This is a genomic window from Agromyces sp. NSFZ (assembly GCF_056156205.1).
Map to the genome: position 1 here is coordinate 1,008,451 of NZ_CM149585.1, position 23,607 is coordinate 1,032,057.

Annotated in this window: 29 protein-coding genes; 16 read left to right on the forward strand and 13 right to left on the reverse strand. The window is 71.7% G+C overall.

Translation table 11 applies throughout. The features are described 5' to 3' along the window. Nucleotides 1–221 precede the first annotated feature (221 nt). Nucleotides 222–1,469 (reverse strand): endonuclease/exonuclease/phosphatase family protein, encoded by a 1,248-nt coding sequence (locus ACVFI9_RS04865; protein ID WP_474764920.1) that lies wholly within the window; start codon nucleotides 1,467–1,469, stop codon nucleotides 222–224. Between the two features lie 211 nt (nucleotides 1,470–1,680). Here ACVFI9_RS04865 and ACVFI9_RS04870 point away from each other — a divergent pair, with 211 nt between their 5' ends. Genes ACVFI9_RS04870 through ACVFI9_RS04880 form a run of 3 tightly spaced genes read left to right on the forward strand, consistent with a single transcriptional unit; the run spans nucleotide 1,681 to nucleotide 4,163 of the window. After that, complete coding sequence (locus ACVFI9_RS04870) at nucleotides 1,681–2,823, forward strand: ABC transporter permease (RefSeq protein ID WP_474766373.1); 1,143 nt, start codon at nucleotides 1,681–1,683, stop codon at nucleotides 2,821–2,823. Beyond that, entirely contained in the window at nucleotides 2,820–3,533 is a 714-nt protein-coding gene (locus tag ACVFI9_RS04875) for an ABC transporter ATP-binding protein (protein ID WP_474764921.1), read from the forward strand. The genes ACVFI9_RS04870 and ACVFI9_RS04875 overlap by 4 nt, the downstream gene beginning before the upstream one ends. Before the next feature lie 39 nt (nucleotides 3,534–3,572). Beyond that, a complete protein-coding gene (locus ACVFI9_RS04880) occupies nucleotides 3,573–4,163 on the forward strand; it encodes a TetR/AcrR family transcriptional regulator (protein WP_474764922.1) in 591 nt (196 codons plus the stop codon). A 12-nt stretch (nucleotides 4,164–4,175) separates the two neighbouring features. On the opposite strand, the gene ACVFI9_RS04885 is transcribed toward ACVFI9_RS04880, so the two are convergent. Next, the gene (locus ACVFI9_RS04885; RefSeq protein ID WP_474764923.1) at nucleotides 4,176–5,129 is read right to left on the reverse strand and encodes a helix-turn-helix transcriptional regulator; all 954 of its coding nucleotides are present in this window, start codon (nucleotides 5,127–5,129) and stop codon (nucleotides 4,176–4,178) included. Nucleotides 5,130–5,191: 62 nt separating this feature from the next. Between ACVFI9_RS04885 and ACVFI9_RS04890 the strand changes: the two genes are divergently transcribed. From ACVFI9_RS04890 to ACVFI9_RS04900, 3 genes are all read left to right on the forward strand, one after another. After that, nucleotides 5,192–6,349: an epoxide hydrolase family protein gene (locus tag ACVFI9_RS04890; protein ID WP_474764924.1), complete on the forward strand. Its 1,158-nt coding sequence runs from the start codon at nucleotides 5,192–5,194 to the stop codon at nucleotides 6,347–6,349. 365 nt (nucleotides 6,350–6,714) lie between these two features. Further along, a complete protein-coding gene (locus ACVFI9_RS04895) occupies nucleotides 6,715–7,656 on the forward strand; it encodes a cytochrome b/b6 domain-containing protein (RefSeq protein WP_474764925.1) in 942 nt (313 codons plus the stop codon). 48 nt (nucleotides 7,657–7,704) lie between these two features. Further along, on the forward strand, nucleotides 7,705–8,322 hold the full coding sequence (locus ACVFI9_RS04900) for a class I SAM-dependent methyltransferase (protein ID WP_474764926.1): 618 nt from the start codon (nucleotides 7,705–7,707) through the stop codon (nucleotides 8,320–8,322). A gap of 3 nt (nucleotides 8,323–8,325) precedes the next feature. Here ACVFI9_RS04900 and ACVFI9_RS04905 read toward each other — a convergent pair whose 3' ends face one another. Next, nucleotides 8,326–9,153, reverse strand: a complete 828-nt coding sequence (locus ACVFI9_RS04905; RefSeq protein WP_474764927.1) for an EI24 domain-containing protein — start codon at nucleotides 9,151–9,153, stop codon at nucleotides 8,326–8,328. A gap of 60 nt (nucleotides 9,154–9,213) precedes the next feature. Here ACVFI9_RS04905 and ACVFI9_RS04910 point away from each other — a divergent pair, with 60 nt between their 5' ends. Continuing rightward, nucleotides 9,214–10,041, forward strand: coding sequence for an alpha/beta fold hydrolase (locus ACVFI9_RS04910; protein ID WP_474764928.1), 828 nt, complete (start codon nucleotides 9,214–9,216; stop codon nucleotides 10,039–10,041). A 63-nt stretch (nucleotides 10,042–10,104) separates the two neighbouring features. On the opposite strand, the gene ACVFI9_RS04915 is transcribed toward ACVFI9_RS04910, so the two are convergent. Then, nucleotides 10,105–11,190 (reverse strand): trans-sulfuration enzyme family protein, encoded by a 1,086-nt coding sequence (locus ACVFI9_RS04915; RefSeq protein ID WP_474764929.1) that lies wholly within the window; start codon nucleotides 11,188–11,190, stop codon nucleotides 10,105–10,107. A gap of 148 nt (nucleotides 11,191–11,338) precedes the next feature. On the opposite strand from ACVFI9_RS04915, the gene ACVFI9_RS04920 reads away from it, so the two are divergent. Beyond that, on the forward strand, nucleotides 11,339–11,518 hold the full coding sequence (locus tag ACVFI9_RS04920) for a hypothetical protein (RefSeq protein ID WP_474764930.1): 180 nt from the start codon (nucleotides 11,339–11,341) through the stop codon (nucleotides 11,516–11,518). A gap of 42 nt (nucleotides 11,519–11,560) precedes the next feature. Here ACVFI9_RS04920 and ACVFI9_RS04925 read toward each other — a convergent pair whose 3' ends face one another. After that, nucleotides 11,561–12,382, reverse strand: a complete 822-nt coding sequence (locus ACVFI9_RS04925; protein ID WP_474764931.1) for an MBL fold metallo-hydrolase — start codon at nucleotides 12,380–12,382, stop codon at nucleotides 11,561–11,563. Between the two features lie 77 nt (nucleotides 12,383–12,459). On the opposite strand from ACVFI9_RS04925, the gene ACVFI9_RS04930 reads away from it, so the two are divergent. Continuing rightward, the gene (locus ACVFI9_RS04930) at nucleotides 12,460–12,903 is read left to right on the forward strand and encodes a winged helix-turn-helix transcriptional regulator (RefSeq protein WP_474764932.1); all 444 of its coding nucleotides are present in this window, start codon (nucleotides 12,460–12,462) and stop codon (nucleotides 12,901–12,903) included. Here ACVFI9_RS04930 and ACVFI9_RS04935 read toward each other — a convergent pair. Then, on the reverse strand, nucleotides 12,848–13,414 hold the full coding sequence (locus ACVFI9_RS04935) for a hypothetical protein (RefSeq protein WP_474764933.1): 567 nt from the start codon (nucleotides 13,412–13,414) through the stop codon (nucleotides 12,848–12,850). The genes ACVFI9_RS04930 and ACVFI9_RS04935 overlap by 56 nt on opposite strands. Nucleotides 13,415–13,525: 111 nt before the next feature. On the opposite strand from ACVFI9_RS04935, the gene ACVFI9_RS04940 reads away from it, so the two are divergent. Together ACVFI9_RS04940 and ACVFI9_RS04945 are read left to right on the forward strand one after the other, a co-directional pair. Beyond that, nucleotides 13,526–14,221, forward strand: coding sequence for an NAD-dependent deacylase (locus tag ACVFI9_RS04940; RefSeq protein WP_474764934.1), 696 nt, complete (start codon nucleotides 13,526–13,528; stop codon nucleotides 14,219–14,221). Nucleotides 14,222–14,337: 116 nt separating this feature from the next. Next, a complete protein-coding gene (locus ACVFI9_RS04945; RefSeq protein ID WP_474764935.1) occupies nucleotides 14,338–15,528 on the forward strand; it encodes an AI-2E family transporter in 1,191 nt (396 codons plus the stop codon). Here the strand turns inward: ACVFI9_RS04945 and ACVFI9_RS04950 are convergent. Both ACVFI9_RS04950 and ACVFI9_RS04955 read right to left on the reverse strand, forming a co-directional pair. After that, nucleotides 15,515–16,345: a glycosyltransferase family 2 protein gene (locus ACVFI9_RS04950; RefSeq protein ID WP_474764936.1), complete on the reverse strand. Its 831-nt coding sequence runs from the start codon at nucleotides 16,343–16,345 to the stop codon at nucleotides 15,515–15,517. The genes ACVFI9_RS04945 and ACVFI9_RS04950 overlap by 14 nt on opposite strands. Before the next feature lie 58 nt (nucleotides 16,346–16,403). Next, nucleotides 16,404–17,390, reverse strand: a complete 987-nt coding sequence (locus ACVFI9_RS04955; protein ID WP_474764937.1) for a quinone oxidoreductase family protein — start codon at nucleotides 17,388–17,390, stop codon at nucleotides 16,404–16,406. 59 nt (nucleotides 17,391–17,449) lie between these two features. On the opposite strand from ACVFI9_RS04955, the gene ACVFI9_RS04960 reads away from it, so the two are divergent. Beyond that, nucleotides 17,450–17,926 (forward strand): MarR family winged helix-turn-helix transcriptional regulator, encoded by a 477-nt coding sequence (locus ACVFI9_RS04960; protein ID WP_474764938.1) that lies wholly within the window; start codon nucleotides 17,450–17,452, stop codon nucleotides 17,924–17,926. 296 nt (nucleotides 17,927–18,222) lie between these two features. Beyond that, nucleotides 18,223–18,414: a hypothetical protein gene (locus ACVFI9_RS04965; protein ID WP_474764939.1), complete on the forward strand. Its 192-nt coding sequence runs from the start codon at nucleotides 18,223–18,225 to the stop codon at nucleotides 18,412–18,414. 79 nt (nucleotides 18,415–18,493) lie between these two features. Here ACVFI9_RS04965 and ACVFI9_RS04970 read toward each other — a convergent pair whose 3' ends face one another. Next, the gene (locus ACVFI9_RS04970) at nucleotides 18,494–19,081 is read right to left on the reverse strand and encodes an NADPH-dependent FMN reductase (RefSeq protein ID WP_474764940.1); all 588 of its coding nucleotides are present in this window, start codon (nucleotides 19,079–19,081) and stop codon (nucleotides 18,494–18,496) included. 86 nt (nucleotides 19,082–19,167) lie between these two features. On the opposite strand from ACVFI9_RS04970, the gene ACVFI9_RS04975 reads away from it, so the two are divergent. Both ACVFI9_RS04975 and ACVFI9_RS04980 read left to right on the forward strand, forming a co-directional pair. Further along, entirely contained in the window at nucleotides 19,168–19,650 is a 483-nt protein-coding gene (locus tag ACVFI9_RS04975; RefSeq protein WP_474764941.1) for a MarR family winged helix-turn-helix transcriptional regulator, read from the forward strand. Between the two features lie 88 nt (nucleotides 19,651–19,738). Further along, nucleotides 19,739–20,149, forward strand: coding sequence for a helix-turn-helix domain-containing protein (locus ACVFI9_RS04980; protein ID WP_474764942.1), 411 nt, complete (start codon nucleotides 19,739–19,741; stop codon nucleotides 20,147–20,149). Nucleotides 20,150–20,259: 110 nt separating this feature from the next. Here ACVFI9_RS04980 and ACVFI9_RS04985 read toward each other — a convergent pair whose 3' ends face one another. The 3 genes from ACVFI9_RS04985 to ACVFI9_RS04995 all read right to left on the reverse strand — a co-directional run bounded on the left by ACVFI9_RS04985 (nucleotide 20,260) and on the right by ACVFI9_RS04995 (nucleotide 22,091). After that, nucleotides 20,260–20,844 (reverse strand): ClpP family protease, encoded by a 585-nt coding sequence (locus ACVFI9_RS04985; protein WP_474764943.1) that lies wholly within the window; start codon nucleotides 20,842–20,844, stop codon nucleotides 20,260–20,262. After that, nucleotides 20,841–21,467: a ClpP family protease gene (locus tag ACVFI9_RS04990; RefSeq protein ID WP_474764944.1), complete on the reverse strand. Its 627-nt coding sequence runs from the start codon at nucleotides 21,465–21,467 to the stop codon at nucleotides 20,841–20,843. The genes ACVFI9_RS04985 and ACVFI9_RS04990 overlap by 4 nt, the downstream gene beginning before the upstream one ends. A gap of 102 nt (nucleotides 21,468–21,569) precedes the next feature. After that, the gene (locus tag ACVFI9_RS04995) at nucleotides 21,570–22,091 is read right to left on the reverse strand and encodes a MarR family winged helix-turn-helix transcriptional regulator (protein ID WP_474764945.1); all 522 of its coding nucleotides are present in this window, start codon (nucleotides 22,089–22,091) and stop codon (nucleotides 21,570–21,572) included. Nucleotides 22,092–22,190: 99 nt separating this feature from the next. Here ACVFI9_RS04995 and ACVFI9_RS05000 point away from each other — a divergent pair, with 99 nt between their 5' ends. Then, nucleotides 22,191–22,760: an NADPH-dependent F420 reductase gene (locus ACVFI9_RS05000; RefSeq protein WP_474764946.1), complete on the forward strand. Its 570-nt coding sequence runs from the start codon at nucleotides 22,191–22,193 to the stop codon at nucleotides 22,758–22,760. A gap of 3 nt (nucleotides 22,761–22,763) precedes the next feature. Here the strand turns inward: ACVFI9_RS05000 and ACVFI9_RS05005 are convergent, their stop codons facing one another. Continuing rightward, on the reverse strand, nucleotides 22,764–23,558 hold the full coding sequence (locus ACVFI9_RS05005; protein WP_474764947.1) for an MBL fold metallo-hydrolase: 795 nt from the start codon (nucleotides 23,556–23,558) through the stop codon (nucleotides 22,764–22,766). Nucleotides 23,559–23,607 lie beyond the last annotated feature (49 nt).

Genomic DNA, 23,607 nt, shown 5'->3' on the forward strand with positions numbered 1-23,607 from the left:
CGACCTCGACTCACCGTGATGCGTGAAGTTTCGGGCTCCATTGCACCGGAATCATGCTCGCACCCCGCAACCCCGGGTTTCGGGTCTTTGGTCCCGTGAACTTGAGGCAATCTCGCGTCGGGCTATTGCGAGCGTCCGCTGCGCCGCCTGTGCGGCCGGTGCGTCAGTTGAAGTGGCGCACCGGCCGCGGAAGTGGCGCGCAGCCGAAACCGCGCGGCGGCTCAGCCGTGCACGCGCAGGTCCACCCACACGAGCCGGTGGTCGCTCGACGGGAACGGGAAGACTCCGGTGAGCGCCGACAGCGGGTCGGCCTGCACCGGCCAGAACACGCCGGCATCGGTGACTCGGAGGTCGCGGGAGGGCAGCACGTAGTCGGCGCGCAGGTTCCCCGGCGCCCCGTCGGCGAAGTCGGCCGTGTCGTAGGCCGGGTCGCCCTCGTGCGTGAGGTTGGCTCCGCCCTGCAGCACGGATGCCTCGACCGCGCCCTCCGAGGTGGGCAGCGGGTCGGTGATGCGCGGGTGGTCGAGGAACTGCTGGATCGCGTCGGCCGTCGAGTCGCCGTCGAGCGGGTCGGCGTTCTGGTCGCCGAGGATCACGAAGGACTCGCCGGGCTTCAGGCCACCGGTGGTTCCGGCGTCGTCGTACACGTACCGGGAGGCCGTGCCAGGGGTCACGTAGTCGGCCCAGAACCGGATCTCGTCGTGGTTGCGCGTGCCGTTGCGGTCTTCGGCGCCGTCGAAGGTGGGCGGCGTCGGGTGCGACGCGAGCACGTGCACGGTGTTGCCGCCGACCTCGACGGGGACGTCCCAGTGCGACTTGCTCGAGAGCCGGAACACGTCGAGCTCGTCGGCCGAGTACCAGTCGGCCGGCGCGGCCGTCGCCGGGTCGTCGGGCAGGAGCGCGCCCGGCATGTCCTTCCAGAGGAAGTGCTGGAACGTGCGCACGTCGTCCTCGAGGATCGGGTACTTCGAGAGCACGGCCATGCCGTACTGGCCCTCGAAGAGCCCGAAGCCGAAGGCGTCGTCGCCGCCGCCGATCACGCCGTTGTTGTTGAGGTCGAAGCCGCTCGGCACGCCGGTGTTCGACGGGGCGACGAAGGCGTAAGGGTACTCCACGGGGTCGGCGCCGCCCTGCGAGACCTCGAGGTAGTTGTCGCGGAAGAGGTCGGCGGCGACGCCGCCCTCGACGTAGTCGAACTCGTTGAGCAGCACGATGTCGGGGTTCGCGCGCTGGATGATCTCGGCGACGGTCTTCGCCTGCGCGTTCGTGCCCGTGGTCAGGTCGGCGACGAGCTGGCCAGGGGCGTTCCGGTTCAGCGAGAGGTTGTAGGTCGCGACGCGCAGGTCGACCGGGTCGTTCGCCCACTCGGGCGGTGCGGCAGCAGCCGAGCCGGCCGCGAGGGTGGTCGCGGCGAGTGCGCCCAGTGCGGTGGCGGCCAGGGTGGTGGTGAGGTGGCGTCTCGTGGACATGCGCACTCCTTCGTCGGCGGTGCTGGCTTGCGGATGCCTCCACGCTAGGCGTGACGGGTGACGACGGGAAGAACCGGAGATGACCGAATCGAGCCGCGCGGGGCGCCGGGCGGGCGGCCTAGGACCCGGATTTGGGGTGAGCCGGCTCGACCTGACACAATGTCGGTATCATCCCGACACGATGTCGGTAAACCCGATCCCTTTGGATTCCATGTTCCTCGCACTCCGCGAACTGAAGTTCGCCCGTGGCCGGTTCGCACTGATGGGCCTCGTGATCGCACTGATCGCCCTCCTCGTCGTGCTGCTCTCCGGCCTGTCCTCGGGCCTGGTCAACGACGGCGTCTCCGGACTCAAGACGATGCCGGCCACCGCCTTCGCCTTCGACGAAGGCACCAAGACCGACAACGCGTTCTCGCGCTCGGTCGTCGACCGCGAACAGCTCGACGCCTGGCGTCAGGTCGACGGCGTCGACGAGGCGACCCCCATGGGCGTCAGCATCGTCAACGCCGCGCTCGACGACGGCACGCAGGTCGACCTCACCCTGTTCGGCGTGGACCCGGACGGCTTCCTCGCCCCCGCGACCTCGTCGGGAACCGGCATCGATGCGGTCGACGGCATCGTGGTCTCGGAGACGGCGCGGGAGCAGGGCATCGAACTCGGCTCGATCGTCACGCTCGACCGCACCGACGTCGAGCTCGAGGTAATCGGCTTCACCGAGGGCCAGGCGACATTCGGCCATGTCGACGTCGCGTACCTGCCGCTCGCGACGTGGCAGCTCCTCGCGTCGGGGCGGGCTCCGGCCGGCGCTCCGACCGCCGACGCCGTCGACGCGGTCGACTTCGACTTCGCGAGCGTCGTGGCCCTCTCGGCGGCCGATGAGGCCGGCCTCGACCTGGCTGCCGGCGACGCAGAGGCCGGCACGAGCAGCATGACCCTCGTCGAGGCGTTCAACGCGTCGCCCGGCTACGAGGCCGAGACCCTGACGCTCAGCATGATCCAGGTCTTCCTCTACGCCATCTCGGCGCTCGTCGTCGGCGCGTTCTTCACCGTGTGGACGATCCAGCGCACACATGAGATCGCCGTGCTGCGCGCCGTCGGGGCATCCACCCGCTACCTGCTGCGCGACAGCCTCGCGCAGGCGGCGGCGCTGCTCGTCGGCTTCACCGCGCTCGGCGTCGCGGCGGGCGTCGGCATGGGCGCGGCGATGCCCGACGCGATGCCGTTCGACCTCGAGTTCGCACCCATCGCCGTCGCGAGCGCGCTCACCGTCGTGCTCGGGCTCATCGGCGCGGCGATCGCCGTGCTGCGCATCTCGCGGGTCGACCCGCTCAAGGCCCTTGGAGGACAGCGATGACCCTGACCGCGCCCGAGACCACCAGCGGCGGGGCATCCGTCGACCCGATCGCCGCGCTGTCCGTGCAGGACGCCGTGCTCGAACTCGGCGACGGCGACGGCCGCGTGCGCGCGCTCGACCACGTCTCGCTCGAGGTGCCGCGTGGCGAGTTCGTCGCGATCGTCGGACCGTCGGGCTCGGGCAAGTCGTCGCTGCTCGCGATCGCCGGTGCCCTCGCGTCACCCGACTCGGGTGTCGTGCGCGTGCACGGCGAGGACGTCGCCTGGCTGCGTGCCGGTCGGCGCGCCCGGTTCCGCCTCGAGAACATCGGCTTCGTGTTCCAGTCGGGCAACCTCATCCCCGCGCTCACGGCGGCCGACCAGCTGCGCCTCGTCAATCGACTCGCGCGCGGCCCGCGGAGCTTCGACCCGATGCCGCTGCTCGAGTCCGTCGGCATGGCGCACCGGGCGGGTCAGCGTCCGGGCCAGATGTCGGGCGGCGAGCGGCAGCGCGTCGGCATCGCCCGGGCCCTCGTGAACGCCCCGAGCCTGCTGCTCGTCGATGAGCCGACCGCGGCGCTCGACCGGGCGCGGAGCCACGAGGTCGTCGAGCTCCTCGCCGCCGAAGCGCGCACTGCGAACGTGGCCGTGGTCATGGTCACGCACGACCGCGACGTCCTCGGGCACTGCGACCGCGTGCTCGAGATGGTCGACGGGAAACTGTCGGCCTAGGCTGGTGCGGTTGACGTCGCCGTATCGGAGGGAGGGGCCGTGCCGAAGATCGATGCACCGTCGCTCGCCGAGCACCGGGCGGCACGTCGCCGCGCCCTCCTCGACGCGACGCACGAGTTGCTGAAGGCCAATCCCGAGGCGCCCGCGCTCGGTGACGTCGCCGAACGCGCGGGCATCGCGCGGTCGAGCGTGTACCAGTACTTCGCGTCGCGACGCGATCTGCTCGCCGCGCTCGCGCAGGACACGTTCCCCCGCTGGGCCGAGCGCATCACGGGCGCCATGGCCGCGGCGCCCACGCCGGCCGACCGTGTCACCGCGTACGCGTTGGCGAACCTCGACCTCGTCGCCGAGGGGGAGCATGTGGTGGGCACGGCCCTCGCGGCGCTCACCCCCGGCGAGGAGCTCGACGAGCAGGCCCACCGGATGCACCGGCAGATCCAGGAGCCGCTCATCGCGACCCTCGAGGAGCTCGGCGCCGGCGATCCCGCCGCCGTGGCCGAGATGATCAACGGCATGGTGCACGCGGGCACCCGCCTCCTCGAGTCGGGTCATGCGCTCGACGAGGTGCGCGCGAACCTGCTCGCCGTCCTCGGACCGTTCGTCGCGGCCCACGGCGGCGCGCGCGACTGAGGCGCGGCCCGGTCAGCCCTCGGCGGCGCGCAGGTACCGCTCGGCATAGGTCCGCAGGAGCGGGCGGAGCTCGGCGGGCGACTCGACGGTGAAGTCCATGCCGAGCATGCCGATGTAGGCGGCGATCGTGTCGAGGCTGTCGGCGCCCGTGACGAGCACGGACTCGGTGTCGGAGATCGACTCCACCACGCCGACCGTCGGGTTGATCCGATCGAGCACGGTCTCGGCTGCCGCCGCGACGCGGAGCCTGGCGTGCACGTTCCACCCGCTCATGGCGACCGCGCGCATGGCGAAGGCCGTGTAGTCGCCGCCCGGCAGCGGCACGGGTGAGAAGCGCCGGCGCGTCGGCATCCGCGGCTCGATCCAGTCGGCTCGGAAGACGTCCCACTCGCCCGATGAGGGATCGCGCGCCACGAGGTACCAGCGACGCTGCCAGCTCAGCAGCCGATACGGCTCCACGAGGCGCGGCGTGCCGCGGTCGTCGAAGCGGAACCACTCCGCATCGCGGATGGCGGCGGCCACGGCCGCGAGCACCGTCGGGTCCACCTCGGGGTCGGGGGCATCCGTGCCGGTGTTCTCGGGCGCCCGGTCGACCACCGACGAGACGGCGGTCACGGTCGGACGCAGCCGCGAGGGCAGCACCTGCTCGAGCTTGGCCAGCGCGCGGGCGCTGGACTCGCCGATCCCGGCGATGCCCGTCGCCGCCCGCAGCCCGACCGCGACGGCGACGGCCTCCTCGTCGTCGAGGAGCAGGGGCGGCAGCTTGCCGCCGGCGCCGAGCCGGTAGCCGCCCGCGGCTCCCCGGGTCGCGTCGACGGGGTAGTCGAGCTCGCGCAGGCGGTCGATGTCGTTGCGCACGGTTCGCGTGGAGACGCCGAGGCGCGAGGCGAGTTCGGTGCCGTTCCACTCCGGTCGGGACTGGAGGAGCGAGAGCAGGGCCAGCAGCCGGGCTGCGGTGTCGGACATGCCCTGATTCTCCTTGCGCATTAGGAACGAAACGTGCCTATATGCACCGTACCGTCGAAGACATGACGAACACCACCACCTCCACCATCGACATCCGCCCCTTCCGCGTCGAGGTCTCGCAGGCCGAGCTCGACGACCTCATGGAGCGCCTCGCTCGCACGCGCCTGCCGCAGCCCGCACCGGTCGACGACTGGGATGCCGGCACCCCGAACTCCTACCTGCGCGAAGCCGTCGACGCGTGGCGCACAAAGTTCGACTGGCGTGCCGAGGAGGCGCGCATCAACGCGTTCCCGCACTTCATGACCGAGATCGACGGGCAGGCGATCCACTTCATCCACGTGCGTTCGCCGCACCCCGAGGCGACGCCGCTGCTGCTCGCGCACACGTACCCCGGGTCATCCGTCGACTACCTCGACCTGATCGACCAGCTCGTCGACCCGGTCGCGCACGGCGGCCGCGCCGAGGACGCGTTCGACGTCGTGATCCCGGATGCCCCGGGCTACGGGTTCTCGAACCCCGTCGTCGAGGCGGGCTGGACCACCGCGCGGGTCGCCCGGGCGTACGACGCGCTCATGCGCGGCCTCGGGTACGAGCGCTACGGCATCCACGGATCCGACAACGGCGCCCTGGTCGCGCGCGAGCTGGGCCTCCTGAACCCCGAGGGCTTCCTCGGCCTGCACGTGCTGCAGCTCTTCTCGTTCCCGTCGGGCGACCCTGCCGAGTTCGAACGGCTCGAGCCGCAGGACTACGCCGGCCTCGAGCACATGCAGTGGTTCCAGTCCGTGGGCGGCTACAACACCATGAACGCGAGCCGCCCGCAGACGGTCGCCGTGGGACTCAGCGACTCGCCCGTCGGGCTGCTCGCCTACAGCGAGCTGTTCAACTCCTTCGGCAACGGCACCTCGATGGTTCCGCTCGAGAAGATCCTCACCGAGGTCTCGGTCAACTGGTTCGCCAACGCAGCAGCCGGCATGAGCCGCAGCTACCTCGAGAACGCCCGAGCGGATGCCGCGGGCGCAGAGCCGCGCGTGAACGCGGCGCGCACCGGGGTCGCCGTCTTCAAGGACGACTTCCAGACCATCCGGGTGTTCGCCGAGCGCGACAACTCGAACATGGTGCACTGGAGCCGGTTCCCCGAGGGCGGCCACTTCGCGGCGCTCGAGGTGCCCTCGGTCGTCGTGGGCGACATCCGGGAGTTCTTCGCGCCCGTGCGCGACTGAGCCCGAGTCACGAGCCGGAGCCGGCGTCAAGTCCGCCGAAGTGAGGACTGGCGGGGTCGTCTCGTTTCAGGCGAGGATCGATCCGAAATCGAGGACGGTGGCATTGCACCGCCGCCGTCCTCGTCCAATGCTTCCGGGCCGCCGGCTTCCGCCTCGACCGATCAGGCCCGACGCGTCTCGACGGCCCGGGCCAGCCCGGGTCAGCCTCGCCGCGTGGCGTCCTGTTGCACCCCCGACTTCGCGCTCTCAGCCCACGGCGATATCGTCGAGGCATCCGCCATTCACCACTGCGGTCGTGTGCGCACGTCGCGTCGTCGACCGGGCGGATGCCCCCGGCCCCCGCCCGAAAGGAATCGCCTGCCGAGATGACCGTGACCTCGCCGAAGTCCGCTCGCGCCGCCGAATGGTGGAGGGCGAAACGCAAGCAGGTGCTGTGGACCACGTTCGTCGCGGTGGTCGTGCTCGTCATCGGCGTGCTGGTCGCGCGCTGGCTGCGGGGGCTCCCCGGCGTGGCGGACTTCGTCGAGGCATATCCGGGCATCGTGCCGCCGCCCGAGGGCACCCCGGTCGGGATTCCGGCGTGGCTCGGCTGGCAGCACTTCCTCAACTCGCTGTTCCTGCTGCTCCTCGTGCGCACGGGCTACCAGCTGCACTCGAAGCAGCGTCCGCCGGGGTTCTGGACGCGCGACAACACGCGCTGGCCGCGCACGAAGCGCGCGCCGCGGCGCATGGGGATCCACCTCTGGTTCCACCTCTGGCTCGACGCGGCCTGGATCCTGAACGGCGTGGTCTACGTCGTCGTGCTCTTCGCGACCGGCCAGTGGCTGCGCCTGGTGCCGACCGACTGGGCCGTGGTGCCGAACGCGCTCTCGGCCGCGCTGCAGTACGCCTCCCTCGACTGGCCGACCGAGAACTCCTGGGTGGTCTACAACTCGCTGCAGCAGCTCACGTACTTCGCGATGGTCTTCATCGCCGCGCCGCTCGCGATCCTCTCGGGCCTCCGGCTCTCGTCGGCGTGGCCCCTCGAAGGCCCGCTCGCTCGCGCCGTCCCCGAGAAGCTCGCCCGCGCCGTGCACTACCCGGTCATGCTCGTGTTCCTCGTCTTCACGTTCGTGCACGTCGTGCTGGTGTTCACCACGGGGGCGCTCCGCAAGCTCAACCAGATGTACGCGGGCCGCGACGCCGACGACTGGGTGGGCTTCGCCGTGTTCGCGGCATCCGTCGTCGTCATGGTCGTCGTGTGGGTGCTCGCGAAGCCGCCGCTCCTCAAGCGCATCGCCGCGAGCTCCGGACGGGTGCAGGGCTGACGCGGGCGCAGGGCTGACGCGGGGCCCCGGGCGCGCTACCGTGCGAGGGTGACCAACCCGCCCATCTCGCGCACGCCGCGCACGCCGCTCATCGATGACGACGAGCTCGACGATCTCGAGCGCGAGCTCGTCGCGCGCGTGCGCGGCCGGGTGCTCGAGATCGGGGCAGGCGACGGCGAGAACTTCGGCGCCTTCGATCCGGGCGTCGAGTGGATCGGCCTCGAGCCCGACGCGACCCGGCGCGCCGAGCTGGCGACGCGGGCGAGGGAGTGGCGGCACGAGGCCGAACCACTCGATGCCGTCGCCGAGTCGATTCCGCTCCCGGATGCCTCGGTCGACGCCGTCGTGGGCACCTACGTGCTCTGCTCGGTCGCCGATCCGGCCGCCGCGCTCGCCGAGGTGCGACGGGTGCTCGTGCCCGGGGGCCGGGTGATCTTCGTCGACCACGTCCTGGCGCCGCCGCGCACACTGAAGCGGGCGGTGCAGCGCGTCGCCACGCCGTTCTCGAAGCGGTTCTGCCACGGATGCCACTGGGATCGGGACACCGAGGGCGCCCTCGTCGCGGCGGGGTTCGCGGGCGTCGACGTGCGACGCCTGCGAGTGCGGTCGATGCCGTTCGGGCCGGTGCCGATGCTCCTCTTCGACGGACGAGCGCCCGGCGCGTAGCCGCTACGCGCCGGGGGCGCCGGGCGGCGTCGGGGCCGAGGTCGTTGCCGGCGTGGTGATCGCCGCAGCGGCATTTCCGGTCGCGGCCGCGTCGAGCGCCGAACGTGCGAGCAGCGTCGCCCCGGCCACCGCGGCCGGCATCGCGAACACCGCCCCCAGCGGGACCATGAAGCACAACTGCGTCGCGACGCCGAAGCCGAGCAGCTGGACCCGATGTCCGCGAAGGATCGCGCGCCGGGCGGAACTGTCGATGCCGCGCGCCTCGAACGCTCGGGAGCTGAGCTCCATCGCGAGCAACCGGCCCGAGAGGATCACGCCGAGGGTCGGTGCGAGCACCGCGCCGACGACGGGGACGAACCCCGAGAGCGCCACCGCAATCGCCGCGACCAGGCCGAGGCCGATGAGCTTCAGGGAATCGCGCACCGACCGCCAGAAGCCGAGGTCGTGCTCGGGCACGCTGCCGCCGACCTCGAGCTCGACGGCGTGCCAGATGCGCTCGTAGAAGGGGTCGCCCACCGCGAGCGTGAGTGCGGTGAAGGTCACGGCGGCCAGCACGATCGCCGCGGCGAAGAGGACCGCGCCCACGGCGGCGCGGATGACGTCGCGCCAGGGGGCGTCCCAGTCGTCGGCGAAGGGGGTCATCCAATCCGTGAGGGTCGGCATGCTGAACCCCAGGGCCACGAGGGCGCCGACGATGAGGACGAAGACGATGGCGGCGGGGATGAGCCCGAGCAGCATGATGCCCGGCCGCCTCGCCCAGAAGCCGAACCCGCGCAGCAGCATGCCGACGCCGGCGAAGAACCTGCCCACGACCCCGGTCACGCGTGTCACCCGCCCAGCCTAGAGTGGGCACCGCGCGGGAGGACCGGGCTTGACGACGGGAGCGGCGACATGGTGGATGCGCGCGAGGTCGACGACGGCCGGGTCCTCCGGGCGTACGACACCGGGCCCGATTCCGAGTCGACCCTCGTGCTCGTCTGGCACCACGGGTCGCCGCAGACCGGTGCGCCGCTCGACCCGGTGGTCGCCGCGGCGGCGGCACGCGGCATCCGGCTCATCTCCTATGCCCGACCGAGCTACGGCGGCTCCTCGCCGCTGCCCGGCCGCGATGTGGCGTCGGCGGCGGCGGATGTCGCGGCGATCGCCCATGCCTTCGGGGTCGACCGTTTCGCCGCCATGGGGGCGTCGGGCGGCGCCCCTCATGCGTTGGCGGGTGCGGCGCTCGAGCCCGAGCGGGTGACGGCGGTCGTCTCGATCGCGGGCATCGCTCCCTATACCGACGCCTTCGACTGGTTCGCGGGCATGCGGTCGCCCGACGCGCTGCGTGCCGCGCGCGAAGGCCGGGATGCCCGGGCGCGGTTCGCCGAAGCGGACGAGTTCGACCCCGAACAGTTCCTCCCGGCCGATTACGCCGCGCTCGAGGGGGAGTGGGCGTCGCTCGGCGCCGACGTCGGCCGGTCGGTCGCGTTCGGACCCGACGGCCTCATCGACGACGATGTCGCCTTCGCGTCGCCGTGGGGCTTCGAACTCGAGGACGTCGCTGCGCCGGTGCTCCTCGTGCAGGGTGAGGGCGATCGGGTCGTGCCCCGACGGCATGCGGCATGGATGTTGAGCCGGCTGCCGAACGCACGGCTCTGGATGCGCCTCGATGACGGCCACGTCTCGGTGCTCGCCACGGTGCCCGACGCCATGGACTGGTTGCTCGAGCGGGCACGCTGACGGCACGCCGCGGGCGGCGGCGGCCTCTCGAACGGCGGCCTCTCGAACGGCGGCCTCTCGAACTCAGTCCAGCGAGTCGAGGGCGGCGGCCAGGTCGCGATGCAGGTCGTCGATGTGCTCGAGACCGACCGAGAGGCGCACGAGGCCCTCGGGGATCGTCGGCTGCTCCGCGGGCCAGCGACGGCGGCGCTCGAACGTCGACTCGACGCCGCCGAGGCTCGTGGCATGCACCCACAGCGAGGTGCGCTCGACGAGCGCGTCGGCCGGGTCGGCGCCACCGCGGACGACGATCGAGACGATGGCGCCGAAGCCCGGGTAGCGCACCTCCTCGAGCGCGGGGTGGCCCGTGAGCCGGCGCACGAGCTCCTGCGCGTTCGACTGCGCGCGCTCGAGGCGCACCGGCAGGGTGCGCAGGCCCCGCAGTGCGAGGAACACCTCCATCGGCCCCGGGATCGCTCCGAACAGCGAACGGTGCCGCACGAGCTCCGCCTGGAGTTCGTCGGATGCCGCGATCGCCGCCCCCATGACCACGTCGCTGTGGCCCGAGAGGTACTTCGTGGCCGAGTGCACCACGAGGTCGGCGCCGTGCTCGAGCGGACGCTGCAGCAGCGGTGTCGCGAAGGTGTTGTCCACCGCGACGAGCGCGCCGCGCTCATGCGCGGCGCGGGTGATCGCCGCGATGTCGGCGACCTCGAGGGCCGGGTTGGTGGGCGACTCGAACCACAGCATCGCGGCATCCGCGCAGGCATCCGCCACTGCCGCCGTGTCGGTGATGTCGACGAAGACGGCGCGGATGCGGCCCTTCGCCTGCAGCTCCTCGAGCTGGCCGACGGTTCCCGTGTACGAATGGCGCGGTGCCACGATCGTGCCGCCCGGCTCGACGAGGTCGAGCACGGCGGCGATCGCGGCGATGCCCGACGCGAAGGCCACGCATCGGCCGCCCTCGAGCGCACCGAGCGTGTCCTCGAAGGCGGTCCACGACGGGTTGCCGTACCGCGCGTAGGCGACGGGGCCGCCCGCCACGTACGTCGAGGTGAGGTGCACGGGCACGTTCATGGGCGCGTCGGGGCCGTGCGGCGGACGGCCCGCGGTGATGGCCACCGTCTCTGGGTGCAGCGCCGGGACATCCGTGGTCCTCGGGTCGTTCACGTGGTACCTCCGTCGAGTCGGGGTGAGCGGATGTCGCGGCCGCGGCCGCACGCAAGCGCCAGCGTATCCCTGCGTCGCCGAAGGCTGCGCGCGGAGCGGTCATGCTTCGACTCGGCCCCGGTCGGCTCGCGTCGGCTAGCCTCGAGATATGAGCCGCACCGTCTGGACCGTCCTCGGCGTGATCGCCGCCGTGCTCATCGCGTGGTTCCTGGTGGACGTGGTGTTCAGCGTGCTGTGGTTCATCGTGAAGATCGTGATCGTGGCCGTGGTGGCCGTCGTGGTGTTCTTCGTGCTGCGGGCGCTCGTGCGTCCGGCCGACGATCGCTGATCGGTCGAGCCGTAGCGTCGGCCGGAGTCCGCCACCGGACGGTTACTCGGAGGTCGCGGCCTGTGCTCGTTCGGCGAGCCGCTGCAGCTGCCATCGATGCACGTCGGCGAGCCAGTCCAGCGGGGCATGCGGGCCGATCCGTGGGTCGTCGGGATCACGGCCGTCCCGAAGTGCCTCCACGTAGCCGCGATCCAACCGGATCCGCGCACGCAGCTCCTCCGCTCCGCCGACGGAGCCGTGACCGGGGATGACGGCTACGACGTCGTCGGCCACGCCGTCGAACAGCCGGAGCGCGGCGAGGTAGTCGTCGATCGGATCGGCGGCATCCAGGTCGAGGAACGGCATGAGGATGTCGGAGAGCATGTCTCCGGCGACGAGGATGCCGCGCTCGCCGATCAGCAGCGCGGCGTGCCCTTTCGCGTGAGCCTGGTGCTCGATGATCCGGACGGTGGGGCCTTCCCAGGGGATCCGCGCGGCTCCGCCCGGCAGACCGGTGATCTGCCCGAGCAGCTCCATCGGGATGTCGTCGGCGTATTCCGGCGGCAACCCCCCGGCGACCTGTTCCTGCCAGTCGGGCTGCGCGAGCAGCTCCTGCATCGACGCCGCGCAGCGAGTCGTGCCGTATCGGGGTGCGTCGCCGAGGAGCGGGTGCCAGAGTACGTGATCCCAGTCGGGGTGCGTCGAGAAGCCCGCGACCACCGGCTCGCCCAGCTCGCGGAGGTCGTTCGCGAGCTCGGCCAGTTCGTCGTTCGTGATGCCGGGATCGATGAGCAGCACACCATCCCGTCCCTGCACGACGACGCCATTGCTCTGGATGAACTCGCTCTCGTGAACGAGCACTCCCTCGGCCACGTGCTTCAACATGAGCGGCCCTTTCCGCTCGTGGTTCGCAATCGGTTGGTGGAGACGGTAGTCCCGAGTGGTAGTAGATTGCAAGCACTATGCGACAAGCGGATGAGCCCCGGTCGGGATGCCCGATCAACGCGGCGGTCGAGGTCTTCGGCGATCGCTGGACCCTGCTCGTGCTCCGCGACATCATGTTCGGCGACCGTCGCTACTTCCGCGAACTGCAGGCCGGCTCGCTCGAGGGCATCGCCTCGAACATCCTCGCCGACCGGCTCGGCAACCTCGTCGCGGCGGGATTGCTCACGCGCGAGGACGCGCGCCCCGGGCAGCGGGCACGCTACAGCCTGACGGAACCCGCGATCCAGCTCGTCCCGGTGTTCGCGCACCTCGGCGGCTGGGGATATCGGCACCGGCCCACCGACGCGGTGCTCGGCCCGGCCGGCGAGCAGCTCGAGCAGGGCGGGCCCGAGCTCTGGGCGGAGATCATGGCCGGGCTTCGACAGACGCACCTCGCCGGCGGATCCGCCCCCACGGCCTGAACACCGAGAGCGTCATCGCGACGATCACGACCGTCGACGACACGATCGGGGGGAACACGAGCGTCGCGGCGACCGCGGGTGCCTCGCCTGCCGCGAGCGCCACGCGGCCCGCCTCGCCGGCCACCGTCAGGCCGGGCCACAGCAGGATCACCACGAGCGTGAGCAGCACGACGTTGATCACGAGTTTCGCGAGGACCCACCAGTAGCGCACGAGGCCGTACTTGCTGCCGAGGCCGAGCAGCGTCCCCGAGACCAGCGTGACGGACCCGACGATCACGAGGGGCCAGGTCGCCACGGCCGCGAGGCTCGCCGCGGCGGCGCCCGCACCCCTCGCATCGGCGGTCATCGCGGTGAAGACCAGGATGCCGAGCGCGAGATCGAGTCCGAGCCAGACGCCCGCGGCGGCGATGTGCACGAGCAGCACGAGCTTGCGCAGGCGTGTCGAGAGGGGCATCCGGATGACTCGGGCGGCCGACTCGGGTCGTGACGTGTTTCGCATGATGGTCGTCATGTCACCCACCTTCGCGACGGCGTGGGACCGCGGCATCCGCTCGACGGAGTCATCTCGGCTACGCCCGTCGGTGTACCCGCCCACGACCCCGACGCACGGTTCAATGGAGTCATGCGACTCGTCGTGCTCACCGGTGCCGGGATCTCCGCCGAGAGCGGGGTGCCCACCTTCCGAGACGCCGGTGGCCTCTGGGAGGGGCACCGCGTCGAGGATGTCGCGACGCCCGAGGCGTTCGACCGCGATCCCGACACGGTGCACCGGTTCTACGACGGTCGCCGCCACGCGGTCGCCCGGGTGGAACCCAACCCGGCCCACGAGGCGCTCGCCCGACTCGAACGCGCCCTGGGCGACGACCTGCTCGTGGTGACCCAGAACGTCGACGACCTGCACGAGCGTGCCGGTTCACGTCGGGTGCTGCACATGCACGGCGACCTGCTCACCGCCCGGTGCACCGCCTGCGAGTCCCGGTCGCCCATCGCGGCCGACCTCATCGAGCGGCCCCCGTGTCCGGTCTGCGGCGAGCGGATGCTCCGTCCCGACGTGGTCTGGTTCGGCGAGATGCCGTACGACCTCGACGAGATCGACGAGGCGCTCCTCGCGTGCGACCTGTTCGCCGCGATCGGCACCTCGGGCGCGGTCTACCCGGCCGCGGGGTTCGTCATGACGGCCGCGGCGTACGGCGCCCGCACGATCGAGCTCAACCTCGCCGCGAGCGAGATCACGCCGTTGTTCGAGGAGGTACGGCACGGGCCGGCGAGCGTCGTGGTGCCGACGTGGGTCGACGAAGTGCTGGCAGCACGCGACTGAGCGCCACCGGATCGGTCGACGAACGCCACCGCACCGGGAACCGTGAGACATTAGCGGATCCGCGGCGCGCGCGCGAGGGGGCGCAGATGAGCACCCGACGTTCGTATGGTTGCGGCATGCGGATACGACGACGACGCGAGCCGGTCCCCGAGCGGGTGGGCGCGCCCCAGACGGACGGCATCGCCGACGCGCCCAAGCGCTCGAACCTCGGATCGATCTGGAACGACCGCCTGGGCCGCTGGGCGACCCGGAGCCTGCAGGTGCTCATCGTCGTGATCCTCGCGGCGCTGGCGATCTGGGCGCTCATCCAGGTGAAGGTGCTCGTGCTGGCCGTGCTGATCGCCCTCATCCTCGCGGCCGCGGCCGCGCCGCTCATCATGTGGATGCGCCGTCACGGCGTCCCGCGGATGCTCGCCGCCTGGATCACGCTGCTCGGCGGCATCCTCGTGCTCGGCGGCATCATCACCGCGATCGTCTTCGCCGTGCGTACCCAGTGGGCCGACCTCGCCGAAGCGGCCACGCAGGGCTTCGACGACCTGCTCGCCTGGGTCGAGACACTGCCGATCCCCATCGACCAACAGCAGATCGACGACGCCCGCAACTCCATCATCGACTTCGTGACGAGTGCCGAGTTCGGCCAGACGGCGCTGACGGGCGTCTCGCGGGCCACGGAGTTCATCACGGGACTGCTCCTGATGCTCGTCGTACTCTTCTTCTTCCTCAAGGACGGCGACCGCATCTGGGCATTCTTCATGCGGCCCTTCCACGGCGAGCGGCTCGAGCGCGGGCGCCGCGTCGGCGTGACGGGCGTCAAGGTGCTCGGCGGCTACGTGCGCGGCACCGCGATCGTCGCGTTCGTCGACGCGGTCTTCATCGGACTCGGGCTCGTGATCCTGCAGGTTCCGCTCGCGCTGCCGCTCGCGGTGGTCGTGTTCCTCACGTCGTTCATCCCGATCGTCGGTGCGACGCTCGCGGGCATCCTCGCGGCGCTCGTCGCGTTGGTCGCCAACGGGCCGGTGGTCGCGCTCATCGTCGTGGCGATCGTCATCCTCGTGAACCAGCTCGAAGGCGACCTGCTGCAACCCGTGGTGATGGCGCAGTCGCTGAAGCTGCATCCGCTCGTCATCCTGATCGCGCTGACCGCGGGCACCATCATCGGCGGCGTCGCCGGCGCGGTGCTCGCCGTCCCGCTCACCGCGGTGGGCTGGGCGATCATCAAGGTGTGGGAGGGGCCCGACCCGTCGCTCGACGAACGCCGGCGACTTCATCTGCGTCGACGGCGCGGCGAGGACGTCACGGTCGCCTGACCCGGAGCGGGCGGGGGCGCGGTCGCGGCGGGCGGCCCCGGCGTCGAATCTCGGCCCGGGCGCGCAGCATGCGCATGCAGCGATACGGCGGCAGCTCGTGCGGCCAGTGCTTCACGAACGTGTGCACGGCCATCGTCACGTACCGGCCGAGCTTCGCGACGTCGCGGAGCGGGCGCGACGAGATCCCGACCGACAGCCGGCGGTCGCGCATCACCCGCGTGCCAGGAGGCAGGTGGATGCTGAGATCGAGGTCGTCGTGCACGCGCTGGTCACCGCGGCAGAACCGGTCCGCCACCGCCGTCCACACGCGACGCCTGAGGAGCATCGAAGATCCCCACAGCGGCCGGTGCCCGAGGCCGAGCCACGCCGCCACGGTGTAGCCGCCCACGAACGCGGCGACGCCGAGCCGGGACGCCAGTCGTGAGGCGTTCGGCATCCACGCCCATCCGGTGACCGCCTCCACGGCCGGGTCGCTGAAGCGTTCGATGGCCGCCTGCACCCAGCCTGCCGGCAGCACGGAGTCGGCGTCGATGCGGGCGAGCACCTCGGCGGATGCCGCGTCGAACCCGGTCCCGGTCGCCGCCGGGATGCCGACCACCGGCTCCGCCACGATGCGGAACCCGTAGCGCGCGGCGAGACCGTGCAGGTCGCCGTTGTCGCCGTTGTCGACCACCATGACCTCGTCGGGTGCGACCGACTGCGCCGCGATCGACCGCAGGCAGCGCTCGAGGTAGCCGCGATCGTTCCGCACGGGGATGACGATGGCGAGCGTCGGACGGCCGCTCCGCACGCCCACCGGCTCGTCGTCCGCCTCCACCCTGCCAACGGTAGGGCCGGTGCACTGGTCCGGCCCAGGGGTTGCGCGCGGGTCGGCGTCACATCACGAGCACGAGCTTCGTGCCGGCGAGTCCGGCGTCGAGGTGGGCATGCGCCTCGCGGACCTGGGCGAACGGCACGAGCTCGACCGACGGTGCGCGCAGTTCGCCGCGTGCGACACGGTCGAGCTCGGTCGCGAGCAGTGCCCGCGCGCGTGCCGGGCGGGTTGCGACGAAGGCGGGCACCGACACGAGCCGCTCGCGCGGACGCGCGACCGCCCGCGCGAGCGTGGCGACGCTGCCGGCGAAGGTGTCGCGGCGCTCGCGGCCGGGCCGGCCCACGAACGACAGGCGCACCACGGTGCCCTCGGATGCCACGGCCCCGCGCACCTCGGCGGAGCCGGTGTGGTCGACGGCCGCGCCGGTGCCACCGCTCGTGGCTGCGCGTACGCGTGCCGCCAGCTCGGGGTCGCGGTAGTCGACCCACGTCGCGCCGAGCGCTTCCACGCCGTGTCGGTTCGCCGGCGACGAGGTGCCGATGACCGGATGCCCCGCCGCGACGGCGCGCTGGGCGACGAGCGAGCCGACCGGACCGCTCGCACCCTGCACGAGCAGCGCGTCGCCGGGTCGCAGCCGGGCGAGTCGGAGGGCGAGCGCCGCCGTCACGGCGTCGAGCGGGAGTGCGGCCGCGACCTCCGATGAGAGCACGTCGGGCACCGCCGCAAGGAACCTCGGCGGCACGTCGATCGACGTGGCGTGCGAACCCATGCGCGGCAGGCATCCGGCGACCCGGGTGCCGACGAGGAGGCCTCGCGCCGCGGCATCCGGTGTCGTCGTCTCGAGCACGCCCACGAAGTCGTAGCCGGGCGTGAAGCCCGGAACGGGCTGCAGCAGGTAGCCGCCACGACGGGCCAGCGCGTCGGTCGAGCCCACGGACGCGTGCGTCACTCGCACACGCACTCGCCCCCGACGCAGCCGGGCGTCGGGCTGGGCGACGCGTTCGAGTGCTTCGGGGCCGCCGAACCGGCGGACGATGATGCGCTCCATGAGATCACTCTCGATTCCGTGACATGTCACATAAATGGTCGAGCGCTAAGCTACATGACATGTCACGGAAATCCAAGGCCGAGATCGCCGGGCCGTCCGCGAGCGACGCGATCGACTTCGCCTACGAGCTCAAGGCGCTCGTGCCCGCGCTCAACGCGGCACTGACCGACGTGTTCCACCCGATCGGGCTGTCGTGCGTGCAGGCCGACGCGCTGATGGCGCTCGAGGAGCGGCAGCCGGTGACGCTGAGCGGACTCGCGCAGCACCTCGTGGCGGAGTCGGGGCATCCGAGCCGACTGATCACGCGACTGGAGGCCATGGGGCTCGTGCGCCGCGAGAGCTCGCCGCACGACGGCCGGGCCTCGCTGCTCACGCTCACCGATGAGGGCGCCGCGAAGGCCGCCGCCGCACGACGGGCGCGCGCACCGCTCGCGCAGGAACTCGCGTCGCGCCATGGCGACACGCTGCGGCGCATCACGGCGGAGCTGCGCGTGCTCCGTGCGGAGCTCGAAGGGGACGGCCCCTCGTCAGCGTGAGGGCTTGCCCAGTGCCCAGAGCGCGGCGAGTCCCAGCACGCCGACCACGGCAGCGGTCAGGCCGAGGATGGACCACAAGACGACTTCGATCGGCATCGTTGCACCTCCAGGTGTCTCGTGGCCATTCTGACCCGAAGCGCCGCGCTTCCTCTAGTGCGGATCGCGTGCCGGCTCCGGATCGATGGACCGGGGCATCCGACGGCCCGCCGTGCCCGGCCGGAGCGCCGCGTCAAGCCGTTGACGGAGGTCGGGGCCGCGACGGACGCTTGGCGCACGCCACGAGCGAGGAGCAGGCGATGAGCGATCCGAATGCGATGAACGTGCCCATGGGCAGCGATGCCGACGAGCCCGACCAGACGGGGCTCGGTGCCGAATCGGGGGTGGAGAAGACGCCGCGCGAGGGCCCCGAGGTCAACGAGATGGAGGCCGACAACCCCGTCGAGGAGGAGACGATCGAGACGGTCGATCCCGAGAACCCGCCGGCGTAGCGGAGTGGCGTCGACCGGCGGGGTGCCGGTCGACGCCACGGTCCGCATCGTCGGGGGATGCGGGGGGAGGGGGCCGTGGTTACGCGGCCTGCGCCAGCGACGCCGACTCGCGCACGGTGCGGAGCGCGCCGGCCCACGCGACGAGCTGGTCGAGCTGCACGTCGAGCACGCCCAGGTTGAAGTCGGCCGGGGCGAACGTCGTGAACTCGACGAAGTCCGTCATGAGGTTGAGTGCCACGTGCGAGCGCACGTCGGCGATCTGGACCTCGCCGAGGATGCCGCGGAGGTGCTCCGCCGCGCGGGCGCCGCCGACGGCGCCGTAGCTCACGATGCCGGCCGCCTTGTTGTTCCACTCGGCGCCGACGAAGTCGATGGCGTCCTTGAGGCCGCCGGGGATGGAGTGGTTGTACTCGGGCGTCACGAAGACGAAGCCGTCGTACTCGGCGACCGTGGCGGCCCAGACACGGGTGTGCTCGTTCGCGTACTGGCCGTAGCCGGCGGGAAGGGCCTCATCGAGGTGGGGAAGCTTGAAGTCGGCGAGGTCCACGACCTCGAACTCGGCGTCGCTGCGAGCCGCGCCGCGCTCGAGCACCCAGTTCGCCACCTGGTCGCCGACGCGACCCGGGCGGGTGCTGCCGATGATGATGCCGATCTTGATCGCGGACATGGGTGCCTCCTCGGTGGCGGAAGTAGTTGACACGTCACCATAACCGAAAGATGACGTGTCAACCAAATCCGCAGTAGGATGGGGTCATGTCCGAAGTCTCCGAGATCGACCCCGACGAGTGGGCGCTCTTCCAGGACTTCGGCATCATGCACGGCGAGCTCATGCGTGAGCTCGACCGTCGCCTCCAGCGCGACGCCGGCATCTCGCACGGTGACTACGCCGTGATGCTCGCGCTGTTCCGCTCGCCCGAACGGCAACTGCGGCCCGGCGCGCTCTGCGACACCCTCGGCTGGGAGAAGAGCCGGATGTCGCACCAGCTCACGCGCATGGCCGCCCGCGGGCTCGTCGAGCGCGTCGAGTGCGACACCGACGGGCGCGGCAGCCTCATCGTGCTGACCCGTGATGGGCGGCGAGCGCTGCTCCGGGCCATGCGCGATCACGCCCGCGACATCCGCTCGCTGTTCCTCGACCTGCTCACCGACCGCGAGAAGCAGGCGATCGCGGATGCCTCGTCCCGCGTGCTCGCGCGGCTGCGCGGCGAAGCCGAGCCCGAGACGGGCGCGGCCTGAGCCTCCTCGGGGCGTCCGCCGTCCGCCGTCGTTCTGCTGTGAGCGGATCGACCTGTCGGCGGCGGCGTGCGCCGACTAGCCTCGCCGCATGGGCGACGTCATCGAGTTCTCACGGGCGATCGGCCCGCATGCGCCGAAGCCGCTGTGGCGGCACGTGCTCGGCGAGGTGCTGCGCGGCGAGCGCCTCGACCAGGAGCGGATCCTGACCGAGGTCGCAGCGACCGCCGGCGTCTCGCCGCAGTACCTCTCGGAGATCGAGCGGGGGCGCAAGGAGCCCTCGTCCGAGATCCTCGGCTCGGTCGCCGACGCGCTCGGACTCGAGCTCGTCGAGGTCGTGCGACGCGTCGGCGACCGGCTCGGTGCCCGGCGCGACGAGGAGCGGCGCGAGGCCGAGCGGCGCGAGCGCCTCATCCTCGAGGCGTCGCTCGCGTTCCGGGTCGACGCGGCGCCGGTGCATCCGCCGGCCGGACCGGCCGACGTGTTCCTGCTCGCCGCCTGAGCGCTCCCGCCTGATGTTTCCGTTCCCGCGCAGTGTTGCCCATGGGCGGGCCACGTCGTGCGGGAACGGAAACATGGGTGAGGCGGCCGGCGTGACCGCTGCGCCCAGCGTCAGCCCGCGAGCACGCGGTCGGCGAGCCCGTAGTCGACGGCGGCCTGCGCGGGCAGGATGAGGTCGCGGTCGGTGTCGCGCCGCAGCGTCATCACGTCGTGCCCGGTGTCGGCGGCGAGCGCCGCCTCGAGGTCGGCGCGCACCCGCAGCACCTCGTCGGCGTGCAGGATGAGGTCGGGCACGGTTCCCCGTCCCTGCGACGCGGGCTGGTGCAGCGTCACCTTGCCGTGCGGGAGGATCGCCCGCATGCCCTTCGCGCCGCCCGCGAGGAGCACCGCCGCGGGCCCGCCGGCCTGCCCGACGCACGTCGTCGCGACATCCGGCCGGATGTGCCGCATGGTGTCGTAGACCGCGAGCGCCGCACCCGGCGAGCCGCCGGGCGAATTCAGGTAGAGGCTGATCGGCGTCTCGCTCGACTCCGACGCGAGGTGCAGGAACTGGGCGATGAGCACGTTCGCCACCCCGTCGTCGATCTCGGTGCCGAGGTAGACGATGCGCTCCGAGAGCAGTCGGCTGTAGACGTCGAGCGAGCGCTCGCTGTTTCCGCGCTTCTCGATGACGTAGGGGATCGTGTACGTGCTCATGCCGGCACTCGCAATCCGGTCGTCACGCCGCGGCCCGGAGCGGGCATGAGGTCGTCGACCTCGTGCGCGACGCGGTCGACGAAGCCGTAGCCGACCGCCTGGTCGGCGGTGAACCAGCGGTCGCGCAGCGAGTCCTGCGCGATGCGCTCGATCGGCTGCCCGGTGAGCTCCGCGGTGATGCCGAGCACCGTGTCGCGGGTGTAGCGGAGGTCCTCGGCCTGCAGTTCGATGTCGACCGCGGTGCCGCCGATGCCGGCCGAGCCCTGGTGCATGAGGATGCGCGCGTGCGGCAGCGCGAACCGCTTGCCAGGGGTGCCCGCCGTGAGCAGGAACTGGCCCGCGCTCGCCGCCCATCCCACGGCGATGGTGGCGACGTCGTTCGGGATGGCGCGCATCACGTCCATGATGGCGAGCATCGCCGGCACCGAGCCGCCGGGGGAGTTGATCCAGAAGCGGATGTCGCGGCGCGGATCATCGGCCGACAGCGTGAGCAGCTGGGCGATCAGGCGGTTGCCGCCGGCCTGGTCGAGTTCCTCGCCGAGCACGATGATGCGCTCGTGGTAGAGCCGCCTGGTGAGCTCGGCGTCGATGGGCTGGATGGGTGGGGACTGGTCTTCGCTCATGCATCCAGCCTGCGCGGGCGACGGATGCCACGGGGCGGATGCCGCTCACGGCAGTGCTGCCGTGGGCAGTGCTGCCACGGGCAGTGCTGCCACGAGCAGCGGTCAGCCTGCGCGGGCGACCGCCGGGCCCTCGCTGAACTGGCACGAGGTCGCCGTCAGCCGCTCCTCGGGGTCGAGCCGCGCGAGGACCGCGCCCGCGATCGAGTACAGCTGCTGCAGCTGCTCGGGCGTCAGTGCGTCGAGCACCCGGCCCCGCACGGTCTCGACGTGGCCGGGCGCGGCGTCGGCGATGAGCCGCAGGCCCGCCTCGGTCACGGTCGCGTTCGTGGCACGTCGGTCGGTGGGGCACGGGAACCGGTGGATGAGCCCTCGTTCCTCGAGGCGACGGGCGACGTGCGAGAGGCGGGGGAGCGTCGCGTTGGTGCGCGACGCGAGCTCGGTCATGCGCATCGTGCGCTCGGGCGCCTCGGCGAGCGACATCAGTGCGACGTACTCGAAGTGCGTGAGCCCGGCATCGCGCAGCAGCTGCGCGTCGAGTGCCCCCGGGAGGAGCTCGGCGAGCGCGATGAGTCGCACCCAGGCGGCGGATTCCTCGGTGTTCAGCCATCTCGTGTCGGCGCTCATGCGACGAGTCTACCGCAATAGTTGACGCGACAACTGATTCACGCTAAAGTGATTGTTGTACCTACAAGTAATCGCGTCGAATGACGCGGAGAGGACGTCATGACCACCGTCAGCATCATCGGCACCGGCAACATGGGCAACGCGATCGGCAGCATCGTCGCCGCGGGCGGCAACACCGTCGAGTACGTCACGCGCGACACCGACGCCCTCACGGGCGACATCGTCGTGCTCGCCGTGCCGCACCCGGCACTCGACGAGATCGTGGCCCGGCGCGGCGACCAGCTCGCCGGCAAGATCGTGGTCGACATCACGAACCCGCTGAACTTCGAGACCTTCGACTCCCTCGTCGTGCCGGCCGACAGCTCGCGCACCGCGGAGCTCGCCAAGGCGCTCCCCGGGGCGACGGTCCTCAAGGCCTTCAACACGAACTTCGCCGCGACGCTCGCATCGAAGACCATCGGCGGCCGGCAGACCACCGTGCTCATCGCGGGTGACGACGCCGATGCCAAGCAGGCCCTGGCCGAGGTCGTGCGCGCGGGCGGCCTCGACGCCGTCGACGCCGGCAGCCTCAAGCGCGCCCGTGAGCTCGAGGCCATCGGCTTCCTGCAGATCACGCTCGCCGCAGCCGAGAAGATCAACTGGACCGGCGGCCTCGCCGTCGCCGCCTGACGACTACGCGGTGCCCCTGAGGTACCGCAGTTGCGCTCGAACGGATGCCTCGGCTGCGCCTCGCACCGAGGCATCCGTGTCGGCGTACACCAGGTCGGTGACGGCCTCCGTCGACGCGTCCGCGCCGAGGCGGTCGAGCGCCGCCCGGATCTGGTCGAGCCGCTCGGTGCGGTGGGCGAGGTACGCGTCGCAGATCCCCGCGAGGTCGGGCAGCACGGGCCCGTGTCCGGGCAGCACGGTCACCCCGCCGGTCGCGCCGAGGGCACGCAGGCGTCCGAGCGAGTGGAGGTACGGCCCGAGTGCCCCGTCGGGGTCGGCGATGATGGTCGTTCCGCGGCCGAGCACCGTGTCGCCCGTGAGCACCGAGCCGTGCTCGCCGTCGTCGGGCAGCACGAAGCACACGGAGTCGGCGGTGTGGCCCGGCGTCGCGATCACGTGCAGCGCCAGTCCGGCCGCCTCGATGCGCTCGCTGTCGGCCAGCGGCTCGGCCTCGATGCAGAAGGCCGGGTCGATCGCCCGCGCCGGGGCATCCGCCATGGCCGCGAACTCCGCGAGCGCCTCGCTGTGGTCGACGTGGTGGTGCGTGAGCAGCACGAGCTCGACGCGGCCCGCCTCGGCCAGGCGGCGCAGGTGCGCGGCATCCGACGGACCCGGATCGACGACGATCACGCCGGCCGATCCCGGTGCGCGCAGCACGTACGAGTTCGTGCCGTCGAGCGTCATCGGCCCGGGATTCGGTGCCCGCACGAGCGTCGCGAATCGGGTGACGGTCTCGCCGCCGACGGATGCCTCAGCCATGTCGGCAGTGTAGCCGCGTCGTCGTGACCGGCCGGGTCGCACCCGTGCG